The following is a 17,977-nucleotide window of genomic DNA, read 5'->3' on the forward strand; positions in this document are numbered from 1 at the left end:
GAGGGACGGAACCCCGCCGCCACGCCGGGGCGCAAACCCGCCACAGGGCCTCGGAGCCCTTGTGCCGCTTGGGCTCCGGCGAATTCGAGGCGGTTCGTTCGGCGCACGTGGCGCGCAACACGACTATCGAAGGGTTATGGTGGAAACCCCCCCTCGGGCCGGTCCGTATCCCCCCCACGGACCGGCCCGTTTTCTTTCCCCGGGACCGGCTCGGCTCCGGTTTCACGGAGGCCGGGTCGGCTCCGGTTCCCCCGGGGCCGGGTCGGCTCCGGTCTCACGAAGAACGGGTCAGCCCCGGCCGGCCCAGATGTTGGTGCCCTCGGTGTCGACGGCGAAGGAGTCGATCTCCTTCAGCTCCTCCTCCGACAGCGGCGCCCCGTGCAGGGCCGCCACGTTCTCCTCCAGCTGGGCGACGCTGGACGCGCCGATCAGCGCCGAGGTCATCCGCTCGTCCCGCAGTACCCACTTCAGCGCCAGCTGGGCGAGGGACTGCCCGCGCCGCTCGGCGATGTCCGCGAGGCCGCGCAGGCGCCGCAGCACCTCGTCGGAGAGCAGGTTCGGGTCGAGGGACTTGCCCTGGGTGGCCCGCGAGCCCTCCGGGATGCCCTTCAGGTACTTGTTGGTGAGCAGCCCCTGCGCCAGCGGCACGAAGGAGATGCAGCCCATGCCGGCCGCCTCCAGGGTGTCGAGGAGGGCGTCCTCCTCGGTCCACCGGTTGATCATGGAGTACGAGGGCTGGTGGATGAGCGGGCGGACGCCCATATCCGTGAGGATCCGGGCGGCCTCGGCGGTCTGCTCGCTGTTGTACGAGGAGACGCCGACGTACAGCGCCTTGCCCTGCTGGACGGCGGAGGCGAGGGCCCCCATCGTCTCCTCCAGCGGGGTGTGCGGGTCGAAGCGGTGCGAGTAGAAGATGTCGACGTAGTCGAGGCCCATCCGCTTCAGGGAGGCGTCGAGCGAGGACATCAGGTACTTGCGGGAGCCCCACTCGCCGTACGGGCCCGGGTGCATCTCGTAACCGGCCTTGGTCGAGATGATCAGCTCGTCGCGGTAGGGCGCGAAGTCCTGGGCGAAGAGCTTGCCGAAGTTGAGCTCGGCGGAGCCGGGCGGCGGGCCGTAGTTGTTGGCCAGGTCGAAGTGGGTGACGCCGAGGTCGAAGGCGCGGCGGAGGATCGCGCGCTGGGTGTCGAGGGCCTTGTCGTCGCCGAAGTTGTGCCAGAGGCCGAGCGAGATCGCCGGGAGCTTGAGGCCGCTGCGGCCCGTCCGGCGGTACTCCATGGAGTCGTAGCGGTCCGCGGAGGCGCGGTAGAGGGGGGAATCAGTCACGTATCTCTGCTTATCACGGACTTGTGACAGTCCCGGCCTGTGAGCCGTTTACCCATCCGCAGTAATGTGGCGGCTTCGGGGGGCCGACACTGCATGGAGGGGTAAAGAACAGTGAACCTGCGCGACCTGGTGTACGGGCTCTACGCACGCCGGGTGGAAGGCCGCCTCGACCATACCCAGGTGCCCAAGCACATCGGGGTCATCCTCGACGGGAACCGTCGCTGGGCGAAGGCCTCCGGCGGGACCCCCGAGCAGGGACACAAGGCCGGTGCGGACAAGATCACGGAGCTGCTCGGCTGGTGCGCCGAGACGGACGTCGAGGTCGTCACGCTCTGGATGCTCTCCACTGACAACCTGAACCGCCCCGAGGAACAGCTCGTCCCGCTGCTCGGCATCATCGAGAACGCCGTGCGCTCGCTGGCCGCCGACGGCCGCTGGCGGGTCCACCACGTCGGCACGATGGACCTGCTGCCCGCCCGTACGCAGTCGGTGCTGAAGGAGGCCGAGGAGGCCACCCGCACCAACACCGGGATACTCGTGAACGTCGCCGTGGGTTACGGCGGCCGGCAGGAGATCGCGGACGCGGTCCGCTCGCTGCTCCTGGAGCACGCGGAGCGGGGGACGAGCTTCGAGGAGCTCGCCGAGATCGTCGACGTCGAGCACATCTCGGAGCACCTGTACACGCGCGGCCAGCCCGACCCGGACCTGGTGATCCGCACCAGCGGCGAGCAGCGCCTGTCGGGCTTCATGCTGTGGCAGAGCGCCCACTCCGAGTACTACTTCTGCGAGGTCCACTGGCCGGCCTTCCGGAAGGTCGACTTCCTGCGGGCGCTGCGCGACTACGCGGCCCGGCACCGGCGCTACGGGACCTGAGGCCCACCGGTCACCCCCGGTCGGAACCGATCATCTGGTGTTCATGAACACGTCGTCATATGCCATGGCATGGCAGAGGGTGTTCGAGGGCATATCCCAAGTGAAGTGAGCGGCACGGAGACCGCCACCCGGGAGGCCCCTTGCACCAGGACGACCGTGCGGGACAAGCACGGGAGAAGCGGAGGGCCGTGGTTCGGCCCGCGCATCGCGGCCTGAGCCCGGTCCCATTCCGCAGCGACACCGGTTCCGTCGCACCCCGACCTCACAGGGGTCTTCCGAGGGGGTCTGTCCTTCCGTGGTGACCAGCACGAAGCGCCGCCTTTCCGACCGGCGCACCTATGTTCTCGACACCAGCGTCCTGCTGGCCGACCCCAAAGCCGTCTCGCGCTTCGAGGAGCACGAGGTGGTGCTCCCGATCGTCGTCGTGACGGAGCTGGAGGCCAAGCGGCACCACCCCGAACTCGGCTACTTCGCCCGGCAGGCCCTGCGCCTGCTCGACGACTTCCGGGTCCGGTACGGGCGCCTGGACGCCCCGCTCCCCATCGGGGACCTGGGCGGCACCCTGCGTGTCGAACTCAACCATTCCGACCCCGGCGTCCTGCCCGCCGGCTACAGGTTGGGGGACAACGACTCACGGATCCTCGCGGTCGCGCGCAACCTCCAGGCGGAGGGGTACGACGTCACCGTCGTCTCCAAGGACCTGCCGCTGCGCATCAAGGCCTCCTCGGTCGGCCTCCTCGCCGAGGAGTACCGCGCCGAGCTCGCCATCACAGACGCCAACGGCTGGACCGGGATGTCCGAGCTGGCGCTCTCCGGGGAGCAGATCGACCTGCTCTACGACCAGGACTCGCTGTACGTGCCGGAGGCCGCCGAGCTTCCCGTCCACACGGGCCTGGTGCTCCAGTCCGAGCGAGGCAAGGCCCTCGGCCGGGTCACGGCCGAGGGGAACGTACGGCTCGTCCGCGGCGACCGGGAGGCCTTCGGGCTCCGCGGCCGCAGCGCCGAGCAGCGGATCGCGCTCGACCTGCTCCTCGACCCGGACGTCGGCATCATCTCCATGGGCGGCCGGGCCGGCACCGGCAAGTCCGCGCTCGCGCTCTGCGCGGGCCTGGAGGCGGTCCTGGAGCGCCGGCAGCACCAGAAGGTGATGGTCTTCCGTCCGCTGTACGCGGTCGGCGGCCAGGAGCTCGGATACCTGCCGGGCAGCGAGTCCGAGAAGATGAGCCCGTGGGCGCAGGCCGTCTTCGACACGCTGTCCTCGGTCGCGAGCCGCGAGGTCATCGAGGAGGTGCTGGGCCGCGGGATGCTGGAGGTCCTGCCGCTCACCCACATCCGGGGTCGCTCCCTCCACGACGCCTTCGTCATCGTGGACGAGGCCCAGTCCCTGGAGCGGAACGTCCTGTTGACCGTTCTGTCCCGTATCGGGGCGAATTCGCGGGTCGTGCTGACCCACGACGTCGCCCAGCGCGACAACCTCCGGGTCGGCCGGTACGACGGAGTCGTCGCCGTGGTCGAGAAGCTGAAGGGGCATCCGCTCTTCGCCCACGTCACCCTCACCCGCTCCGAGCGCTCCCCGATCGCCGCGCTCGTGACGGAGATGCTGGAGGACGTCTCGATCTGACCGGTTCGTACCCTTCTGTAGGGGTACGGGAGTTGGCGCCGCTCGGCAAAGCGCAGGAGCTTAGCCGGGCGGCGTCCTGCTGTCTCCCGTATCCATCAAATCCCTTGCGTCCACCCAGGTGTGAGCTTTCACACGCAACACGGAATTGCCTTGCGGCGTCGCCGTCCGGCAAAGTCTTGCTTCCGTCAGGCCCCGCATACGGCACACGTGCACCCTCAAGGGTGCGCACCGCACCACACAACTCCACAGCCGTCGCCGTATGCCGCCCACAGCACCACGGGCCCGTGTCTTCTGTGACCCCGTACGTCGGAGACCAGTGCCAGGGGCAAGATTTCGCCCGCGTGGTCACCTGTGCGGGCGTGCTGGAAGGAAACCGTGTGAGCCGGATCTCGGTCCGGGGATTCGCGGTGGCTTCGGCCACTGCGGTCACCACTGTCGGCGCCATCGCCGGTGTTGCCACGGGCAACGCCGCGCAGCCCTCGGACGACAACTTCGAGGCCACCGCGGCCGGCACCACGCTGCTCGCGGACATCCCCGCGGGCGAGCAGGCCCAGGTACAGGTCTCGTCCCTCTCGGAGCAGGCCGACGTCCAGGCCGCCGCCGCCGACGCCGCCGCGAAGAAGACCGCGGAGGAAGCGGCCCGCATCCGCGCCGCCAAGGACGCCGAGGCGAAGAAGGAGGCCGCCGACAAGGCCGCCGCCGAGGCCAAGGCCGAGAAGGAGCGCAAGGAGCAGGAGGCGCAGGAGCGCGCCAGCCGCTCCGCGGCCCGCGACATCACGTCCTTCTCCGCGCAGGGCTCGTACAGCATCTCCGAGGTCAAGTCGATGGCCCGGCAGATGATGGGCTCCGACCAGTTCCAGTGCTTCAGCAACATCGTGGACCACGAGTCCGGCTGGAACTACCGCGCCTCCAACCCGTCCTCGGGTGCCTACGGCCTCGTGCAGGCCCTCCCGGGCTCCAAGATGGCCTCGGCCGGTGCCGACTGGCAGACCAACCCCGCCACCCAGATCAAGTGGGGCCTCAGCTACATGGACGGCCGCTACGGCAGCCCGTGCGGCGCCTGGTCCTTCTGGCAGGCCAACCGCTGGTACTAGTACCGCGCTCTCAACCTCGGGAAGCCCCTCACCGTCCTACGGTGAGGGGCTTCCTGCGTGTAGGTTCGCGGGGACGAGTCGGTGGGGGGAAGAAGGAAGAGATGTCCGGAGTGCCAGGGTGGCTGGGACGGCTGGGCGCGAGCCTGAGCCGCATGGGTGAACGCCTCGACGAGCGCCGGGCCGAGGCGGAACGGGAGGATCCGCTCGGGCCGCCGTACGAGGTCGCCCTCGACGTCCCGTACGAGGCCGCGCCCGCGAGCGCGGCCGCCTCCGCACGGCCGGACGTCGACCCGGACACCGCCGGGCCCCTCCCGGACACCGTCCCCGCACCCCCCTCGTACGCACCGGCCGTCGCCGCCCGCCCCGACCCCGTCGCCGCCATCCCCTGGGGCATGCGCGTGGCCGCCGAGGCGAGTTGGCGGCTGCTCGTCCTCGCCGGCACGGTCTGGGTGCTGATGAAGGTGATCAGCTCCGTGCAGCTGGTCGTCCTCGCCTTCGTCGCCGCGCTCCTCGTCACCGCCCTGCTCCAGCCCACCGTGGCCATGCTGCGCCGCAAGGGCCTGCCCCGCGGGCTCGCCACCGCCGTCACCGCCGTCTCCGGCTTCGTCGTCATGGGGCTGGTCGGCTGGTTCGTGGTCTGGCAGGTCATGGACAACGTCGACAACCTGTCCGACCGCGTCAAGGACGGCATCGAGGAACTCAAGCACTGGCTGCTCGACAGCCCGTTCCACGTCACCGAGCAGCAGATCAACGACATCGCCAAGAACCTCAGCGAGGCCATCGGCGCCAACGCCGAACAGATCACCTCCGCCGGACTCCAGGGCGTCACCGTCATCGTGGAGGCCATGACCGGCATACTCCTCGCGATGTTCTGCACCCTCTTCCTGCTCTACGACGGGAAGAAGGTCTGGGAGTGGACGCTCAAGCTGGTGCCCGCCCAGGCCCGGCCGGGCGTCGCCGGCGCGGGACCGCGCGCCTGGCGCACCCTCACCGCCTACGTCCGCGGCACGGTCCTCGTCGCCCTCATCGACGCCGTCTTCATCGGCCTCGGACTCTGGTTCCTCGACGTGCCGATGGCGGTGCCGCTGGCCGTCTTCATCTTCCTGTTCGCCTTCATCCCGCTGGTCGGCGCGGTCATCTCCGGCGCCCTCGCCTGCGTCGTCGCCCTCGTCACCAACGGCGTGTTCACCGCCCTCATGGTGCTCGTCGTCGTCCTCGCCGTGCAGCAGATCGAAGGCCACGTCCTCCAGCCGTTCATCCTCGGCCGGGCCGTCCGCGTCCACCCGCTCGCCGTCGTCCTCGCCGTCGCCGCCGGCGGCCTCACCGCGGGCATCGGCGGCGCCGTCGTCGCCGTGCCCCTGGTCGCCGTCCTCAACACGGTCGTCGGCTACCTGCGCGCGTACAGCACCGAACAGGCCCTCCGCAGCACCCCGGAGCCGCGCGGGGCGACGGCCTTCGCCGTGGCACCGGTCCCGGCGCCGGGCACCGTCGAGGGGGAGCGCGCGTGATATCGGAGCCGGAGCTCGTGGGCGGCGCGGAGTTCGACGACCCCGAGGTGCTCACCGACGCCCCGCCACCGCGGCCGCCCCGGGACCGCCGCCCCTGGCTGTGGGCGCTGGGCGGCGCGGTGCTCGCCTCGGCGGTGTGGGGCGGCGGGCTGTACGCGTACGGGCAGCGGAAGGACCCGGGCCCGGACCTGGGCGGGTACCGGACGCTGGCGGACGAGGGCGCGCTCTGCAAGACGGCGAAGCTGAAGGCGCTCGGCGGGATCCTCGGCAAGCGGAGCGAGGACGGCTACGGGCCCGAGATCGACGATCCGGCCGTGTACGAGGCGTCCTGCTCGATGACCTTCGGCGGTCCGGACGTCGGGTACAGCGCCGACCTCATGTACACCCTGCACAAGGTGACGGACCCGGAGTCCGAGTTCGCGGCGCGGGCGAAGAACGCCGAGATCACCACGCCGATCGGCGGTCTCGGGGAGCGGGCCTTCTTCAACGACGTGGGCGGCGAGGGCGGAGAGCTCCGGGTCCTCGACGGCCAGGTCGAGATCCAGCTCCGCCTCTACCGGTACGTCAACACCGACGAGAACGGGAACCCGCTCGGGAAGGCCGAGCCCACCGACCTCTCCGGGATCGACGTCCCGATGACCCAGGACGTGCTGGCGCTGATGGAGGCGCTCAAGAAGTGACGGAAGGGCCCCGGGGTACAGAACCCCGGGGCCCTTCTCGTACAGCGATGCCCTACTCGGAGAGGACGGCCTCCGCGTCGAGCGTGACGCCGACCGCCTGGATCACCGCGGCGATCTTCACGGCCTCCTGGATCGTGGCGCGGTCGACACCGGCCTGGCGCAGGACCTGCTCGTGCGAGTCCAGGCACTGGCCGCAGCCGTTGATCGCGGAGACGGCCAGCGACCACAGCTCGAAGTCGACCTTCTCGACGCCCGGGTTGCCGATGACGTTCATCCGCAGGCCGGCGCGCATCGTCCCGTACTCGGGGTCCGACAGCAGGTGCCGGGTCCGGTAGAAGACGTTGTTCATCGCCATGATCGCGGCGGCGGACTTGGCGGCCTGGTACGCCTCGGGCTTCAGGTTGGCCTGGGCCTCGGGCTCCAGCTCCTTGAGCACCTTCGGCGAGCGCGAGGCGATCGCGCAGGCGAGGACGGTGCCCCACAGCTGCTGCTGCGGGAGGTCGCTGTTGCCGATGACCGAACCGAGGTTCAGCTTCAGGTCCTTGGCGAAGTCCGGTATGGCGGACTTCAGTTCGTCGAGAGCCATGTCGGATCCGCCCTTACTCGCCGGCGAGGAGCGCGGCCGCGTCGAGGGTGCTCTCGCCCTTGTTCCAGTTGCACGGGCACAGCTCGTCGGTCTGCAGGGCGTCGAGGACCCGCAGGACCTCCTTGGGGTTACGGCCCACGGAACCGGCGGTCACCATCGTGAACTGGATCTCGTTGTTCGGGTCGACGATGAAGACGGCGCGCTGGGCGAAGCCGTCCTCGCCGCGGACGCCGCAGTCGCTCATGAGCTCGTGCTTCGAGTCGGCCAGCATCGGGAAGGGCAGGTCACGCAGGTCGGCGTGGTCCTTGCGCCAGGCGTGGTGGACGAACTCGGAGTCACCGGAGACACCGAGGATCTGGGCGTCGCGGTCGGCGAACTCGTCGTTCAGCTTGCCGAACGCGGCGATCTCGGTCGGGCAGACGAAGGTGAAGTCCTTCGGCCAGAAGAACACCACGCGCCACTTGCCCTCGTAGGCCTTGTGGTCGATCTGCGCGAACTCCTTGCCGCTCTCCAGCGACACGCAGGCGGTCAGGTCGTAGGTGGGGAACTTGTCACCGACAGTGAGCACGCGCTCTCCTTGCAGGGTGGAAGGTGCCCTTTTGGGGTCTTCCGTGAGGGGTTGGACGGCCCACAGCATGGCACGGGGTGCATTGATCAGTGAAATAGCTAGAGTGGGTCGTGTTGATCGAAGGTGGTTATCAGTGGCGTCCCCGTACAGCACCCCGCACGGCCCGCACCGAGGCAAGCAGCCGAGCCTTTCGCAGCTCAGGGCCTTCGTGGCGGTCGCCGAGCATCTGCACTTCCGCGACGCGGCGGCCGCCATCGGCATGAGCCAGCCCGCCCTCTCGGGCGCGGTTTCGGCCCTCGAAGAGGCACTCGGTGTCCAGCTCCTCGAGCGTACGACGAGAAAAGTGCTGCTCTCGCCCGCCGGGGAGCGGCTCGCGGTCCGGGCGCGGACCGTCCTCGACGCGGTGGCGGAGCTGATGGAGGAGGCGGAGGCCGCCCAGGCCCCCTTCACCGGGGTCCTCCGGCTCGGCGTGATCCCCACCGTGGCGCCGTACCTGCTGCCCACCGTCCTGCGGCTCGTCCACCGCCGCTACCCCGAGCTCGACCTCCAGGTCCACGAGGAACAGACCTCCTCGCTCCTGGAGGGACTCGCCGCAGGGCGGCTCGACCTGCTGCTGCTCGCCGTGCCGCTCGGCGTGCCCGGCGTCACCGAACTCCCGCTCTTCGACGAGGACTTCGTCCTGGTGACCCCTGAGGGGCACCCGCTGGCCGGGCGGGACGACATCCCGCGCGAGGCCCTCAAGGAGCTCCGGCTGCTGCTCCTCGACGAGGGGCACTGCCTGCGCGACCAGGCCCTCGACATCTGCCGGGAGGCCGGGCGCACCGAAGGCGCCGAGGTCACCACGACCGCCGCCGGGCTCGCCACGCTGGTCCAGCTCGTCGCCGGCGGCCTCGGGGTGACCCTGCTGCCGCGCACCGCCGTGACCGTCGAGACCGCCCGCAACACCGCCCTGTGGACCGGGAGGTTCGCCGAACCGGCGCCCTCGCGGCGGATCGCCCTCGCGATGCGGACGGGCGCGGCCCGGGGCGCCGAGTTCGAGGAGCTGGCGGAGGCCCTGCGCGGGGCGATGAGGGAGCTTCCCGTACGGGTGACCCCCGGCGAGTGAGGGGTGCCGGGGCCCGACCCGTATCCCCGTACGAGCGAGGGGCGGCGGTTCCTGACACCCCCCGGTGCCAGGAACCGCCGCCCCTCCCTCGTACATGCGAACGACGGGTTACTCCGTGCGCAGCCCGTCCGCCCGCATCAGCCGCCACAGCACCGGCATGCTCAGCAGCGTCACCGCCAGGATCAGCCCGAGGCCGATCCCGACGACGGGCAGGAAGCCCCACCAGTCGTCGACCGGCTGGCCGCCCGTCTTCAGCAGGACGACTCCGAGGCCGAGGCCGCCGGCCACGGAGAGGCCGAGCCCGAGGAGGATCGGCACCGCCGTCTGCCAGAGCACCGACCAGCTCAGCGTCGAGCGCCGGGTGCCGAAGGCGACGAGCGAGGACAGCAGCCGCTTGCGGTCCCGCAGTTGCTCCAGGGTCGTGACCAGGAGCGAGGCCGCCACCAGGAGCATCGTCAGGGTGGAGCCGACGAGGATGCCGGTGCGGACGCTGGAGAACGCCGCGTCGCGCTCGGTGTCCTTCAGGGTGCGCACCCAGGACGTCGGATCGATGGCGTCCGCCGCGTTCCGTACGAGATCGGCGGCGTCGGGCACGGCCGGGTCGAGCCGGACCATGACCTGCGCGTCGGGCTCGTCGAGCGGGAGGGTGCCGATCGCCGACGGGGTGGCGAGGACGCCGTACTGGTACATGCCCGTCGGGTCCGGGCGGGAGTCCACGACCTTGGCCGTGGCGGGGATGCGCCACTGCGGCAGCGGCCCCTTCGGGCGCTTCGGCGCGCCCGGGTGCGGATGCGGGTCGCGCAGTGCGACCGTGGCGCCGGGCCGGGCCGCCCTGGTGACGAAGGAGTCGTCCGGGTTGCCCTGGGCGCCGTGCGCGAGGAAGACGAAGACGTCGCCGTCCGTACAGGAGGGCAGGGTGGCGAACTCCCGGAGGGAGGCGCAGTCACCGACCCGGAGCGAGACGCCCGGGGCGAACTCCTCACCCTGCTTGAGCGGTCCGGGCCGCCACGCACGCGACTCGACGATGCCGATCACCCCGCTGACGCCCTCGGTCCGCCCGACGCGGTCGATGATTCCGCGGGCCTCCCCGGCGTTCTTCGCGTCGATGCCGATCGCGATCTGGGCGCGGGAGGTGTCCTCGCCGCTGACCTGCGTGAAGTCGTTCTCCATCGCATGGAACAGCATCTGGAGCGCGATCGCCCCGGTCGCCGCGACGACGATGCCGCTGACCGCGCGGGCCGCCGTTCCGCTGCTCAACTGGAGCCTGCGGACGGCGAGCTGCCAGGCCACCGGACCGGCGTGCAGCCGCTTCACCACCGCTTCGACGAGCCACGGCAGGAGCGTGGTGAGGCCGATCAGGGCGAGCGTCGTGCCGGTCACGACGCCCACGGTGTCGATGCTGGTCTGGGACACCTGGATGTCGCCGATGAGGGGTACGAGGAAGGCCGCGCCGGCCGCGAGGATCAGCAGCCGCCACCACAGCCGGCGGCGGCGCGGGGTGGCGGTCCGGACGACGCCGAGCGGCTCGATCGCCACTCCGCGCAGCGCGAAGAGGGTGACCACGACGGAGGCGACCGGGACGACGGCGAGGACGAGCACGGCGAGCGCGGTCATCGGTACGACGTCGGAGGGGTACGCGTTGACGTCCCAGATGGTGAAGGTCCCCGCGAACTGCCGTCCCAGGGCGAAGAGTCCGAGGCCCGCGAGCAGGCCGAGGAGCGCGCCGGCGAGGGACTCGCCGGCCGCGATCCGCCGGGTCATGGCGGTGTCCGCGCCGACGAGGCGCAGCGCCGCGAGCCGCCGGTCGCGCTGCTCGCCGCCGAACCGGACGGCGGTCGCGATGAAGACGAGCACCGGCAGGAGCAGGACGACGCAGGCGACGACGACGAGGAGGATCAGGAACGCGTTCATCGGCTCCCCGGGCACCGACCAGCCGTAGCGCGTGCCGCGCCCGTCGAGGTTGTCGGCATCGAGGAAGTCGACGTGGGCGACGTACCGCAGTTCGGCCGGGCCGATGAGTCCGGCCGGGCCGATCGTGCCGACGACCTCGTAGGGGAGCCGCTTCTTGAGGAGGGCGCCCTCGGGGGAGTCGAGCAGCTCGCCGAGCGCGGGGGAGACCAGCATCTCGCCGGTCCCGGGGAACTTCGCGGCACCCGGCGGGAGCGGGGGCGCGTCGCCCTCGGGGCGCAGCAGCAGGCCGCTGATGACGTCGTCCCGGTAGACGGTGGTCCGGCCGAGGTGGAGAAAGGAGTCGGGGCGGGGCGAGGTGACCTCTTCGCTGCCGTCGACGGCGCGGACCGCCTCCCGTACCTCCCGCTGGAAGAGCATGTTCGGGAAGGAGGCGGCGAGCAGCAGCAGGGCCACGCCGAAGCCGACGCCGGTCGCGGTCAGCAGGGTGCGGAGCAGTCCGGAGCGACCGCCGGTGACCGCGAACCGGGCGCCGAGCGTCAGGTCGCGGGCCCAGGTGCCGAGGCTCATGCGGCCCACTCCGAGTCCCGTACCGAGCCGTCCCGTACGACGACCTCGCGGTCGGACCAGGCGGCGACCCGGGCCTCGTGGGTGACGAGGACGACGGCGGCGCCGGTGTCCCGGGAGGCGTCGGTGAGGAGCCGCATGACCCGCTCGCCGTTGAGGGAGTCGAGCGCGCCGGTCGGCTCGTCGGCGAAGATCACGCGCGGGGCGGTGACGAGGGCGCGGGCGACGGCGACGCGCTGGCCCTGGCCGCCGGATATCTCGCCGGGGCGCTTGCCCGCGACGGCGTCGACCTCCAGGCGGGCGAGCCACTCGGCGGCCCTGGCCTCGGCCGCCTTCCGCTTCTCGCCGTTGAGGCGGAGCGGGAGGGCGACGTTCTCGACGCAGGTCAGCTCGGGGACGAGCTGGCCGAACTGGAAGACGAAGCCGAAGTCGGTACGGCGCAGGGAGCTGCGATCGCCGTCGGAGAGCGCGGTGAGCTCGCGTCCGTCGTAGGTGATGGTGCCGGCGTCGGGGCGGACGATGCCGGCCAGGCAGTGGAGGAGCGTCGACTTGCCGGAGCCGGAGGGGCCCATGACGGCGACGACCTCGCCGGCCCGGAGGGAGAAGTCGGCGCCCGCGAGCGCCGGGGTCGGGCCGTAGGCCTTGTCCAGGCCGGTGGCGCGGAGCAGCGGCGTGGAGCTCATCGACGGACCTCCTCGGCGAGCGCGTCGAGGCGGGCGGCGGTCAGCTCCAGCCAGCGCAGGTCAGCCTCCAGGTGGAAGAGGGCGTGGTCGCAGATGAGCTGGTCGGCGAGGTCGCCGTCCCGCTTGCGCCGGGTGAGCTCGCGCATCAGGCGCAGGTGCTCGGCGCGCTGGACGTCGAGGAGCTCGGCGGCGCCGCGGCCGGTGAGCAGGGCCAGGACGACCTTGGTGTAGAGCGTGGACTGGAGGTACGGCTCCGGCTTCTCGGGGGTGGCGAGCCACTGGGCGACATCGGTGATGCCGGCCTCGGTGATCGCGTACCGCTTCCGCTCGGGGCCGCCGCCGGCCTCGATACCGTCGACGACGACCAGGCCGTTCTTCAGGAGCCGGGACATGGTCGAGTAGACCTGGCCGTAGTGGAGCGGCCGGTCCTGGCCGAACTTCTCGTCGAAGGCGCGCTTGAGGTCGTAGCCGTGGCGCGGTCCGGACTCCAGGAGTCCGAGGAGGGTGTGACCGATGGACATGTCGACCACTGTACATCGGGTGTATACGCACGATGTATAGCCGGGTGTCGCCGCGTCGGTCGCCGAAGCGCCGCCGTATCGGTCACTAAACGGAATCGACCCTTCACGCAACCATCCGGTCCGCTCGAGCGTCGGTTCCTCTGGGCGTGGGTGCTGATTCTCACGTCCGGAAAAGACGTGATCGGTTGTCCTTTGTCCGCCTCGTCGGTGTTAGCTGTCTGAGCTGATCCGGCGCGGACGGGCTCAGCACCGAGGGCGCCGGACACACGACGAGCGGAGCGACTGGACACATGGGCCGACCGGACAAGGGCAAGGCGAAGAAGCGCGGCATACGCCGCCTCTTCACCTGGAAGAAGCTCCTGGGCACCTTCTTCGTGTTCTGCCTGCTCGGCATGGGCGCCCTCTACGTCGTCTACCTGCTGGTCCCGGTGCCGTCGGCCAACGCCGAGGCGACGATGCAGAGCAACATCTACAAGTACTCCGACGGCAAGATCCTCGCCCGCACCGGCAAGATAAACCGCGAGATCGTCGGCCTGGAGAAGATCCCGCTCCCGGTCCAGAAGGCGTTCGTCGCCGCCGAGAACAAGACCTTCTACAAGGACAACGGCGTCGACATCAAGGGCACCACCCGCGCCGCCTGGAACACCGTCACCGGCAAGGGCAAGCAGGGCGGCTCGACCATCACCCAGCAGTACGTCAAGAACTTCTACCTGAGCCAGGACCAGACGGCCACGCGCAAGCTCAAGGAAATGGTCATCGCCATCAAGGTGGACCAGAGGATGAGCAAGAGCGACATCCTCGCCGGGTACATCAACACCAGCTACTACGGGCGCAGCGCCTACGGCATCCAGGCCGCCGCCCGCTCGTACTACGGCGTCGACGCCACCAAGCTCACCACCGCCCAGGGCGCCTACCTCGCCTCGCTGCTCCAGGCGCCCAACCAGTACGACTGGACCTCCGCCAGCGCCACCGGCCGCAAGCTCGTCGAGGACCGCTGGAACTACGTCCTCGACAACATGGTCGGCGAGGGCTGGCTCAGCGCCTCCGAGCGCGCCGGCATGAAGTTCCCCGTCCCGCAGAAGCCCAAGCCCCTCCCCGGCATGGAGGGCCAGACCGGCTACATCGTCGAGGCCGCCAACCAGGAGCTGATGCGCCAGGGCGTCAGCGAGGAGGACATCAAGGCCGGCGGCTGGACGATCACCCTCAACATCGACGAGAAGAAGCAGAAGGACCTCGTCAAGGCGGTCGACAAGCAGCTGGAGGCCAAGCTCGACCGCAAGGGCGACAAGAAGCAGGCCACCGTCCAGGCCGGCGCCACCTCCGTCGATCCGAAGACCGGCGCGGTCGTCGCGATGTACGGCGGCGTCGGCGCCACCGAGCACTGGATGTCCAACGCCACCCGCCGCGACTACCAGCCCGCCTCCACCTTCAAGCCGATCGTCCTCGCCTCCGCCGTGGACAACCACGCGGTCACCCAGGACGGCCGGCAGATCGGCCTCGGCACGATCTACGACGGCACCAGCCAGCGGCCGGTCGTCGGCAGCCCCATCGCGTTCGCGCCGGAGAACGAGGACGACGAGAGCTACGGCCCCGTCACCGTCCAGAAGGCCACCAACAGCTCGATCAACTCGGTCTTCGCCCAGATGATCGTCGACGTCACCCCGGCCAAGGCCAAGAAGACCGCACTCGCCCTCGGCATGAAGGACGGCGCGGGTTTCCCCGAGACCCCCGCCATCTCCCTCGGCACCATGGGCGCCTCGACCATGGACATGGCCGGCGCCTACGCCACGCTCGACAACCACGGCAAGAAGGTCACCCCGACCCTGGTGAAGACCGCCGAGCACAAGGACCGCACCGTCAAGGGCGCCCAGCCGATCGGCGAGCAGGTCATCAGCCGCGAGGCCGCCGACACCGCCACCCAGGCCATGACGGGCGTCGTGCAGAGCGGCTCCGGCTTCCGCGCCGCCGGTGACTACGAGGCCGCCGGCAAGACCGGCACCTCCGAGAACAACCGCTCCGCCTGGTTCGTGGGCTACACCCCCGAACTCGTCACCGCCGTCGCCCTCTTCGGCGAGGACGCCCAGGGCAACCAGGTCACCCTCACCGACACCATCAACCCCGGCCGCGCCAACGGTGGACGCACGCCCGCCCAGATCTGGGGCGACTACACCGAACGCGCCCTGAACGGCGGCTCGGACGCCTCCTTCGACCTGGAGACCGACGGCGCCGCCCCGGACGGCACGCTCCCGGAGCCCACCAGGACCACCGAGGCCCCGGCGACCGAGGAGCCGACCGAGGAGCCGACCACGGCCACCACGGCCCCGACGGCCCCGGCGACCTCGACGACCACCACGCCGCCGCAGCCGACGAGAGACCCCGTCACCACGCCGCCGGAGCCCACCCAGGAGCCGACGGCGACCCAGGAGCCGACGGCCCCGCCGACGTCGATCCAGCCGCCGGACGCCGGCGACCCCGTGGCGAACAGCACCACCCGCCCGCCGCGCTGACGACATGAGTGAAGGCCGGACCCGCACGGGGTCCGGCCTTCGCCGTTCTCACAGGTGTACGGGCTGTTCTCACAGGTGTACGGGCTCAGGTGCGGGTCGCCAGCTCGAACCAGACCACCTTGCCGCCCGAGAGCCGGGTCGCCCCCCACCGCCGGGCAAGACGGTTCACCAGGAACAGTCCGCGCCCGCCCTCGTCCGTGTCGCGCGCCCGCCGCTGCCGGGGCAGCTGCGGGGAGTCGTCGCCGACCTCGCAGCGCAGCACGTCCGTACGGAGCAGCCGCAGGGTCACCGGCCGCTCCGCGTACCGCACGGCGTTCGTCACGACCTCGCTGATCAACAGCTCCACCGAGTCCGTCAGCTCCTCCAGGTCCCAGCGGGCGAGCGCCCGCCGGGCGAGCCGCCGGGCCCGCCCCGGGGCCGCGTCCTCCGGCTCCAGGAACCAGTACGCCACGTCGCTCGGCGCGATCCCGTCGAACCGGGCCGCGAGCAGCGCGATGTCGTCGTCCCGGTCGCCCGGGCCCAGCATGTCCAGGACGTCGTCGCAGAGCGCCTCCAGGGGCGGCGAGTGGTCCGGGCCCGTCAGCTGCGCGGTCGCCGCCAGGCGCTCCCGCAGCTGCTCGATCCCCGTCCACACGTCCCGCAGCCGGGACTCGACGAGACCGTCCGTGTAGAGCAGCAGCGTGGCGCCGGCCGGGGCGTCCAGCTCGACCGCCTCGAAGTCCACCCCGCCGACCCCGATCGGGGCGCCGGGCGGCACCCGCAGCACCTCGGCGCGGCCGCCCAGGTGGAGCAGTATCGGCGGCGGATGGCCCGCGTTGGCCACGGTGATCCGGTGCGAGACCGGGTCGTACACCGCGTACATGCACGTCGCCATCCGGTCCTGGCCGAGCCGCTGCGCCTGCTCGTCCAGGTGGTGCAGGACCTCCTGCGGGGGCAGGTCGAGACCGGCCAGGGTCTGCGCCGTGGTGCGCAGCTGGCCCATGATCGCCGCCGAGGTCATGGAGTGGCCCATGACGTCGCCGACGACCAGGGCGACCCTGCTGCCGGGCAGCGGGATCGCGTCGTACCAGTCACCGCCCACGCGGGCCGTCTCGGCCGCCGGCAGATAGCGCGAGGCCAGCTTGACGCCGGTCGGCTGCGGCAGCGAGTCCGGCAGCATCGTCCGCTGGAGCTCGTCCGCGATGTACGCCTCGCGGCCGTACAGGACGGCCTTGTCGATGCCGAGCGCGGTGTGCGTCGCCAACTGGGCCGCGACGAGCAGGTCGTTCGGCTCGAAGCCGGCCCGCTCGGGGCGGCGCAGGAACACGGCCGCGCCGATCACCCGGCGCCGGCCGCGCAGCGGAGCCAGTATCGCGCGCAGCCCGCCGGGCAGCGGGTGTTCGGGGCCGAGCAGCTCGGTCAGGGCCGTCTTGGCGGCCGCGGAGTCGCCGAAGACCGGCCGCACCCCGCGCAGCACCTCGGCGAGCGCCCCGCCGTTCCGCACCTCGCAGAGTTCGGCTGCGGGGGTCGGGTCCGGATCGGGTACGAGGACGAGCTCCTCGCCCTCCAGATCGCTTAACCGCAGCCGGTCCGTGCGGCGCAGGCGCAGCACGAACGGCGCCACCGGGCGCTCGTCTCCCACCGGGAGCGGGTCGCGGAGGTAGACCAGGATCTCGTCGGAGAAGGTCGGCACGGTGGCCCGGCACAGGCCGAGGACGATCTCGTCCAGGTCGATGCCGCGCGCGATGCGCCGGGTCGCGGCCCCGACGAACCGCAGCCGCTCGCCCTCCCGCCGCGCGACGCCGTCCCCGCCGCGGGCCCCGCCGCCGGGACGCTGCGGGGACACGGCGACGGCCACGGCACCGGGGGCGCCGGGGTGTCCCGTACCGCCCGTCGTGTCGGGGGAGCCGGGGTGTCCCGTACCGCCGGGAGCGCCTGGGTGTCCGGTGTCGTCGGCGGGGCTCGGACGGCCCGTACCGGCCGTCGTGTCGGGGTGGTCGATGCCGGCGGGGGAGCCGGGGTGTGCCGTACCGCCGGAGGCGTCGGGGTGTTCCGCACCGGCCGGGGTGCTCGGGTGGTCCGTGCCGGCCGGCGGGGTCGGGCCCGTCGGCTGCGCGGGCAGTTCCGGGCCCGGGGCCGCGGGGGCCACCGGGCCGCCCGGCTGAGCGGGCAGGTCGGAGGGCAGGCCGGCGGCCGCCGCCTCCTGGCGAGGGCGCGCGCGTTCCTGCGGCCGGGCAGCCAGGGGCTGCCGGCCTTCGTGGGAGGTGGGATGCTCCGTCACGCGTGGGATTCCGTCCGTCCGGGCCGGTGGTGCGATGCACTCGCTCTTCTCGCCGATGCCGCGCCTTCGGCGGGGGTAAACCCCTCGTATGCAGCGGATCTGGACGTTCCGCGAGCTGCGGCAACGGCAGGGGTCGGAACACCCGGGCACACGTCCGGCACTGCTCTCCC

The 17,977-nt window shown here is 71.4% G+C and carries 14 protein-coding genes; 7 read left to right on the forward strand and 7 right to left on the reverse strand.

Annotated elements, in window-relative coordinates:
* Positions 1-288 precede the first annotated feature (288 nt).
* A complete protein-coding gene (gene mgrA / locus SVTN_RS24420; RefSeq protein WP_041131021.1) occupies positions 289-1,326 on the reverse strand; it encodes an L-glyceraldehyde 3-phosphate reductase in 1,038 nt (345 codons plus the stop codon).
* A 111-nt stretch (positions 1,327-1,437) separates the two neighbouring features.
* Between mgrA and SVTN_RS24425 the strand changes: the two genes are divergently transcribed.
* The 5 genes from SVTN_RS24425 to SVTN_RS24445 all read left to right on the forward strand — a co-directional run bounded on the left by SVTN_RS24425 (position 1,438) and on the right by SVTN_RS24445 (position 7,102).
* Entirely contained in the window at positions 1,438-2,199 is a 762-nt protein-coding gene (locus SVTN_RS24425; protein ID WP_041131022.1) for an isoprenyl transferase, read from the forward strand.
* A 295-nt stretch (positions 2,200-2,494) separates the two neighbouring features.
* The gene (gene phoH2, locus SVTN_RS24430; protein WP_041131023.1) at positions 2,495-3,820 is read left to right on the forward strand and encodes an RNA 5'-3' helicase PhoH2; all 1,326 of its coding nucleotides are present in this window, start codon (positions 2,495-2,497) and stop codon (positions 3,818-3,820) included.
* A gap of 377 nt (positions 3,821-4,197) precedes the next feature.
* Positions 4,198-4,914 carry an aggregation-promoting factor C-terminal-like domain-containing protein gene (locus SVTN_RS24435; RefSeq protein WP_041131024.1) on the forward strand — a complete coding sequence of 239 codons (717 nt, stop codon included), beginning with the start codon at positions 4,198-4,200 and terminating at the stop codon, positions 4,912-4,914.
* 101 nt (positions 4,915-5,015) lie between these two features.
* Positions 5,016-6,422 (forward strand): AI-2E family transporter, encoded by a 1,407-nt coding sequence (locus tag SVTN_RS24440; protein ID WP_041131025.1) that lies wholly within the window; start codon positions 5,016-5,018, stop codon positions 6,420-6,422.
* Positions 6,419-7,102, forward strand: coding sequence for a hypothetical protein (locus tag SVTN_RS24445; RefSeq protein ID WP_041131026.1), 684 nt, complete (start codon positions 6,419-6,421; stop codon positions 7,100-7,102). The genes SVTN_RS24440 and SVTN_RS24445 overlap by 4 nt, the downstream gene beginning before the upstream one ends.
* 52 nt (positions 7,103-7,154) lie before the next feature.
* Here the strand turns inward: SVTN_RS24445 and SVTN_RS24450 are convergent, their stop codons facing one another.
* Positions 7,155-7,688, reverse strand: a complete 534-nt coding sequence (locus SVTN_RS24450; RefSeq protein ID WP_041131027.1) for an alkyl hydroperoxide reductase — start codon at positions 7,686-7,688, stop codon at positions 7,155-7,157.
* Positions 7,689-7,701: 13 nt separating this feature from the next.
* Positions 7,702-8,256 carry a peroxiredoxin gene (locus tag SVTN_RS24455; RefSeq protein WP_041131028.1) on the reverse strand — a complete coding sequence of 185 codons (555 nt, stop codon included), beginning with the start codon at positions 8,254-8,256 and terminating at the stop codon, positions 7,702-7,704.
* A gap of 133 nt (positions 8,257-8,389) precedes the next feature.
* Between SVTN_RS24455 and SVTN_RS24460 the strand changes: the two genes are divergently transcribed.
* Positions 8,390-9,361 (forward strand): hydrogen peroxide-inducible genes activator, encoded by a 972-nt coding sequence (locus SVTN_RS24460; protein WP_052499287.1) that lies wholly within the window; start codon positions 8,390-8,392, stop codon positions 9,359-9,361.
* Between the two features lie 108 nt (positions 9,362-9,469).
* Here SVTN_RS24460 and SVTN_RS24465 read toward each other — a convergent pair whose 3' ends face one another.
* Genes SVTN_RS24465 through SVTN_RS24475 form a run of 3 tightly spaced genes read right to left on the reverse strand, consistent with a single transcriptional unit; the run spans position 9,470 to position 13,040 of the window.
* Complete coding sequence (locus SVTN_RS24465) at positions 9,470-11,839, reverse strand: FtsX-like permease family protein (RefSeq protein ID WP_041134211.1); 2,370 nt, start codon at positions 11,837-11,839, stop codon at positions 9,470-9,472.
* The gene (locus tag SVTN_RS24470; protein ID WP_041131029.1) at positions 11,836-12,519 is read right to left on the reverse strand and encodes an ABC transporter ATP-binding protein; all 684 of its coding nucleotides are present in this window, start codon (positions 12,517-12,519) and stop codon (positions 11,836-11,838) included. The genes SVTN_RS24465 and SVTN_RS24470 overlap by 4 nt, the downstream gene beginning before the upstream one ends.
* Positions 12,516-13,040, reverse strand: a complete 525-nt coding sequence (locus SVTN_RS24475) for a PadR family transcriptional regulator (RefSeq protein ID WP_041134212.1) — start codon at positions 13,038-13,040, stop codon at positions 12,516-12,518. The genes SVTN_RS24470 and SVTN_RS24475 overlap by 4 nt, the downstream gene beginning before the upstream one ends.
* 290 nt (positions 13,041-13,330) lie before the next feature.
* On the opposite strand from SVTN_RS24475, the gene SVTN_RS24480 reads away from it, so the two are divergent.
* Complete coding sequence (locus SVTN_RS24480; protein WP_041131030.1) at positions 13,331-15,547, forward strand: transglycosylase domain-containing protein; 2,217 nt, start codon at positions 13,331-13,333, stop codon at positions 15,545-15,547.
* An 85-nt stretch (positions 15,548-15,632) separates the two neighbouring features.
* On the opposite strand, the gene SVTN_RS24485 is transcribed toward SVTN_RS24480, so the two are convergent.
* A complete protein-coding gene (locus SVTN_RS24485; RefSeq protein ID WP_041131031.1) occupies positions 15,633-17,807 on the reverse strand; it encodes an ATP-binding SpoIIE family protein phosphatase in 2,175 nt (724 codons plus the stop codon).
* Between the last annotated feature and the right edge of the window lie 170 nt (positions 17,808-17,977).

This window comes from Streptomyces vietnamensis (assembly GCF_000830005.1).
GTDB lineage: Bacteria > Actinomycetota > Actinomycetes > Streptomycetales > Streptomycetaceae > Streptomyces > Streptomyces vietnamensis.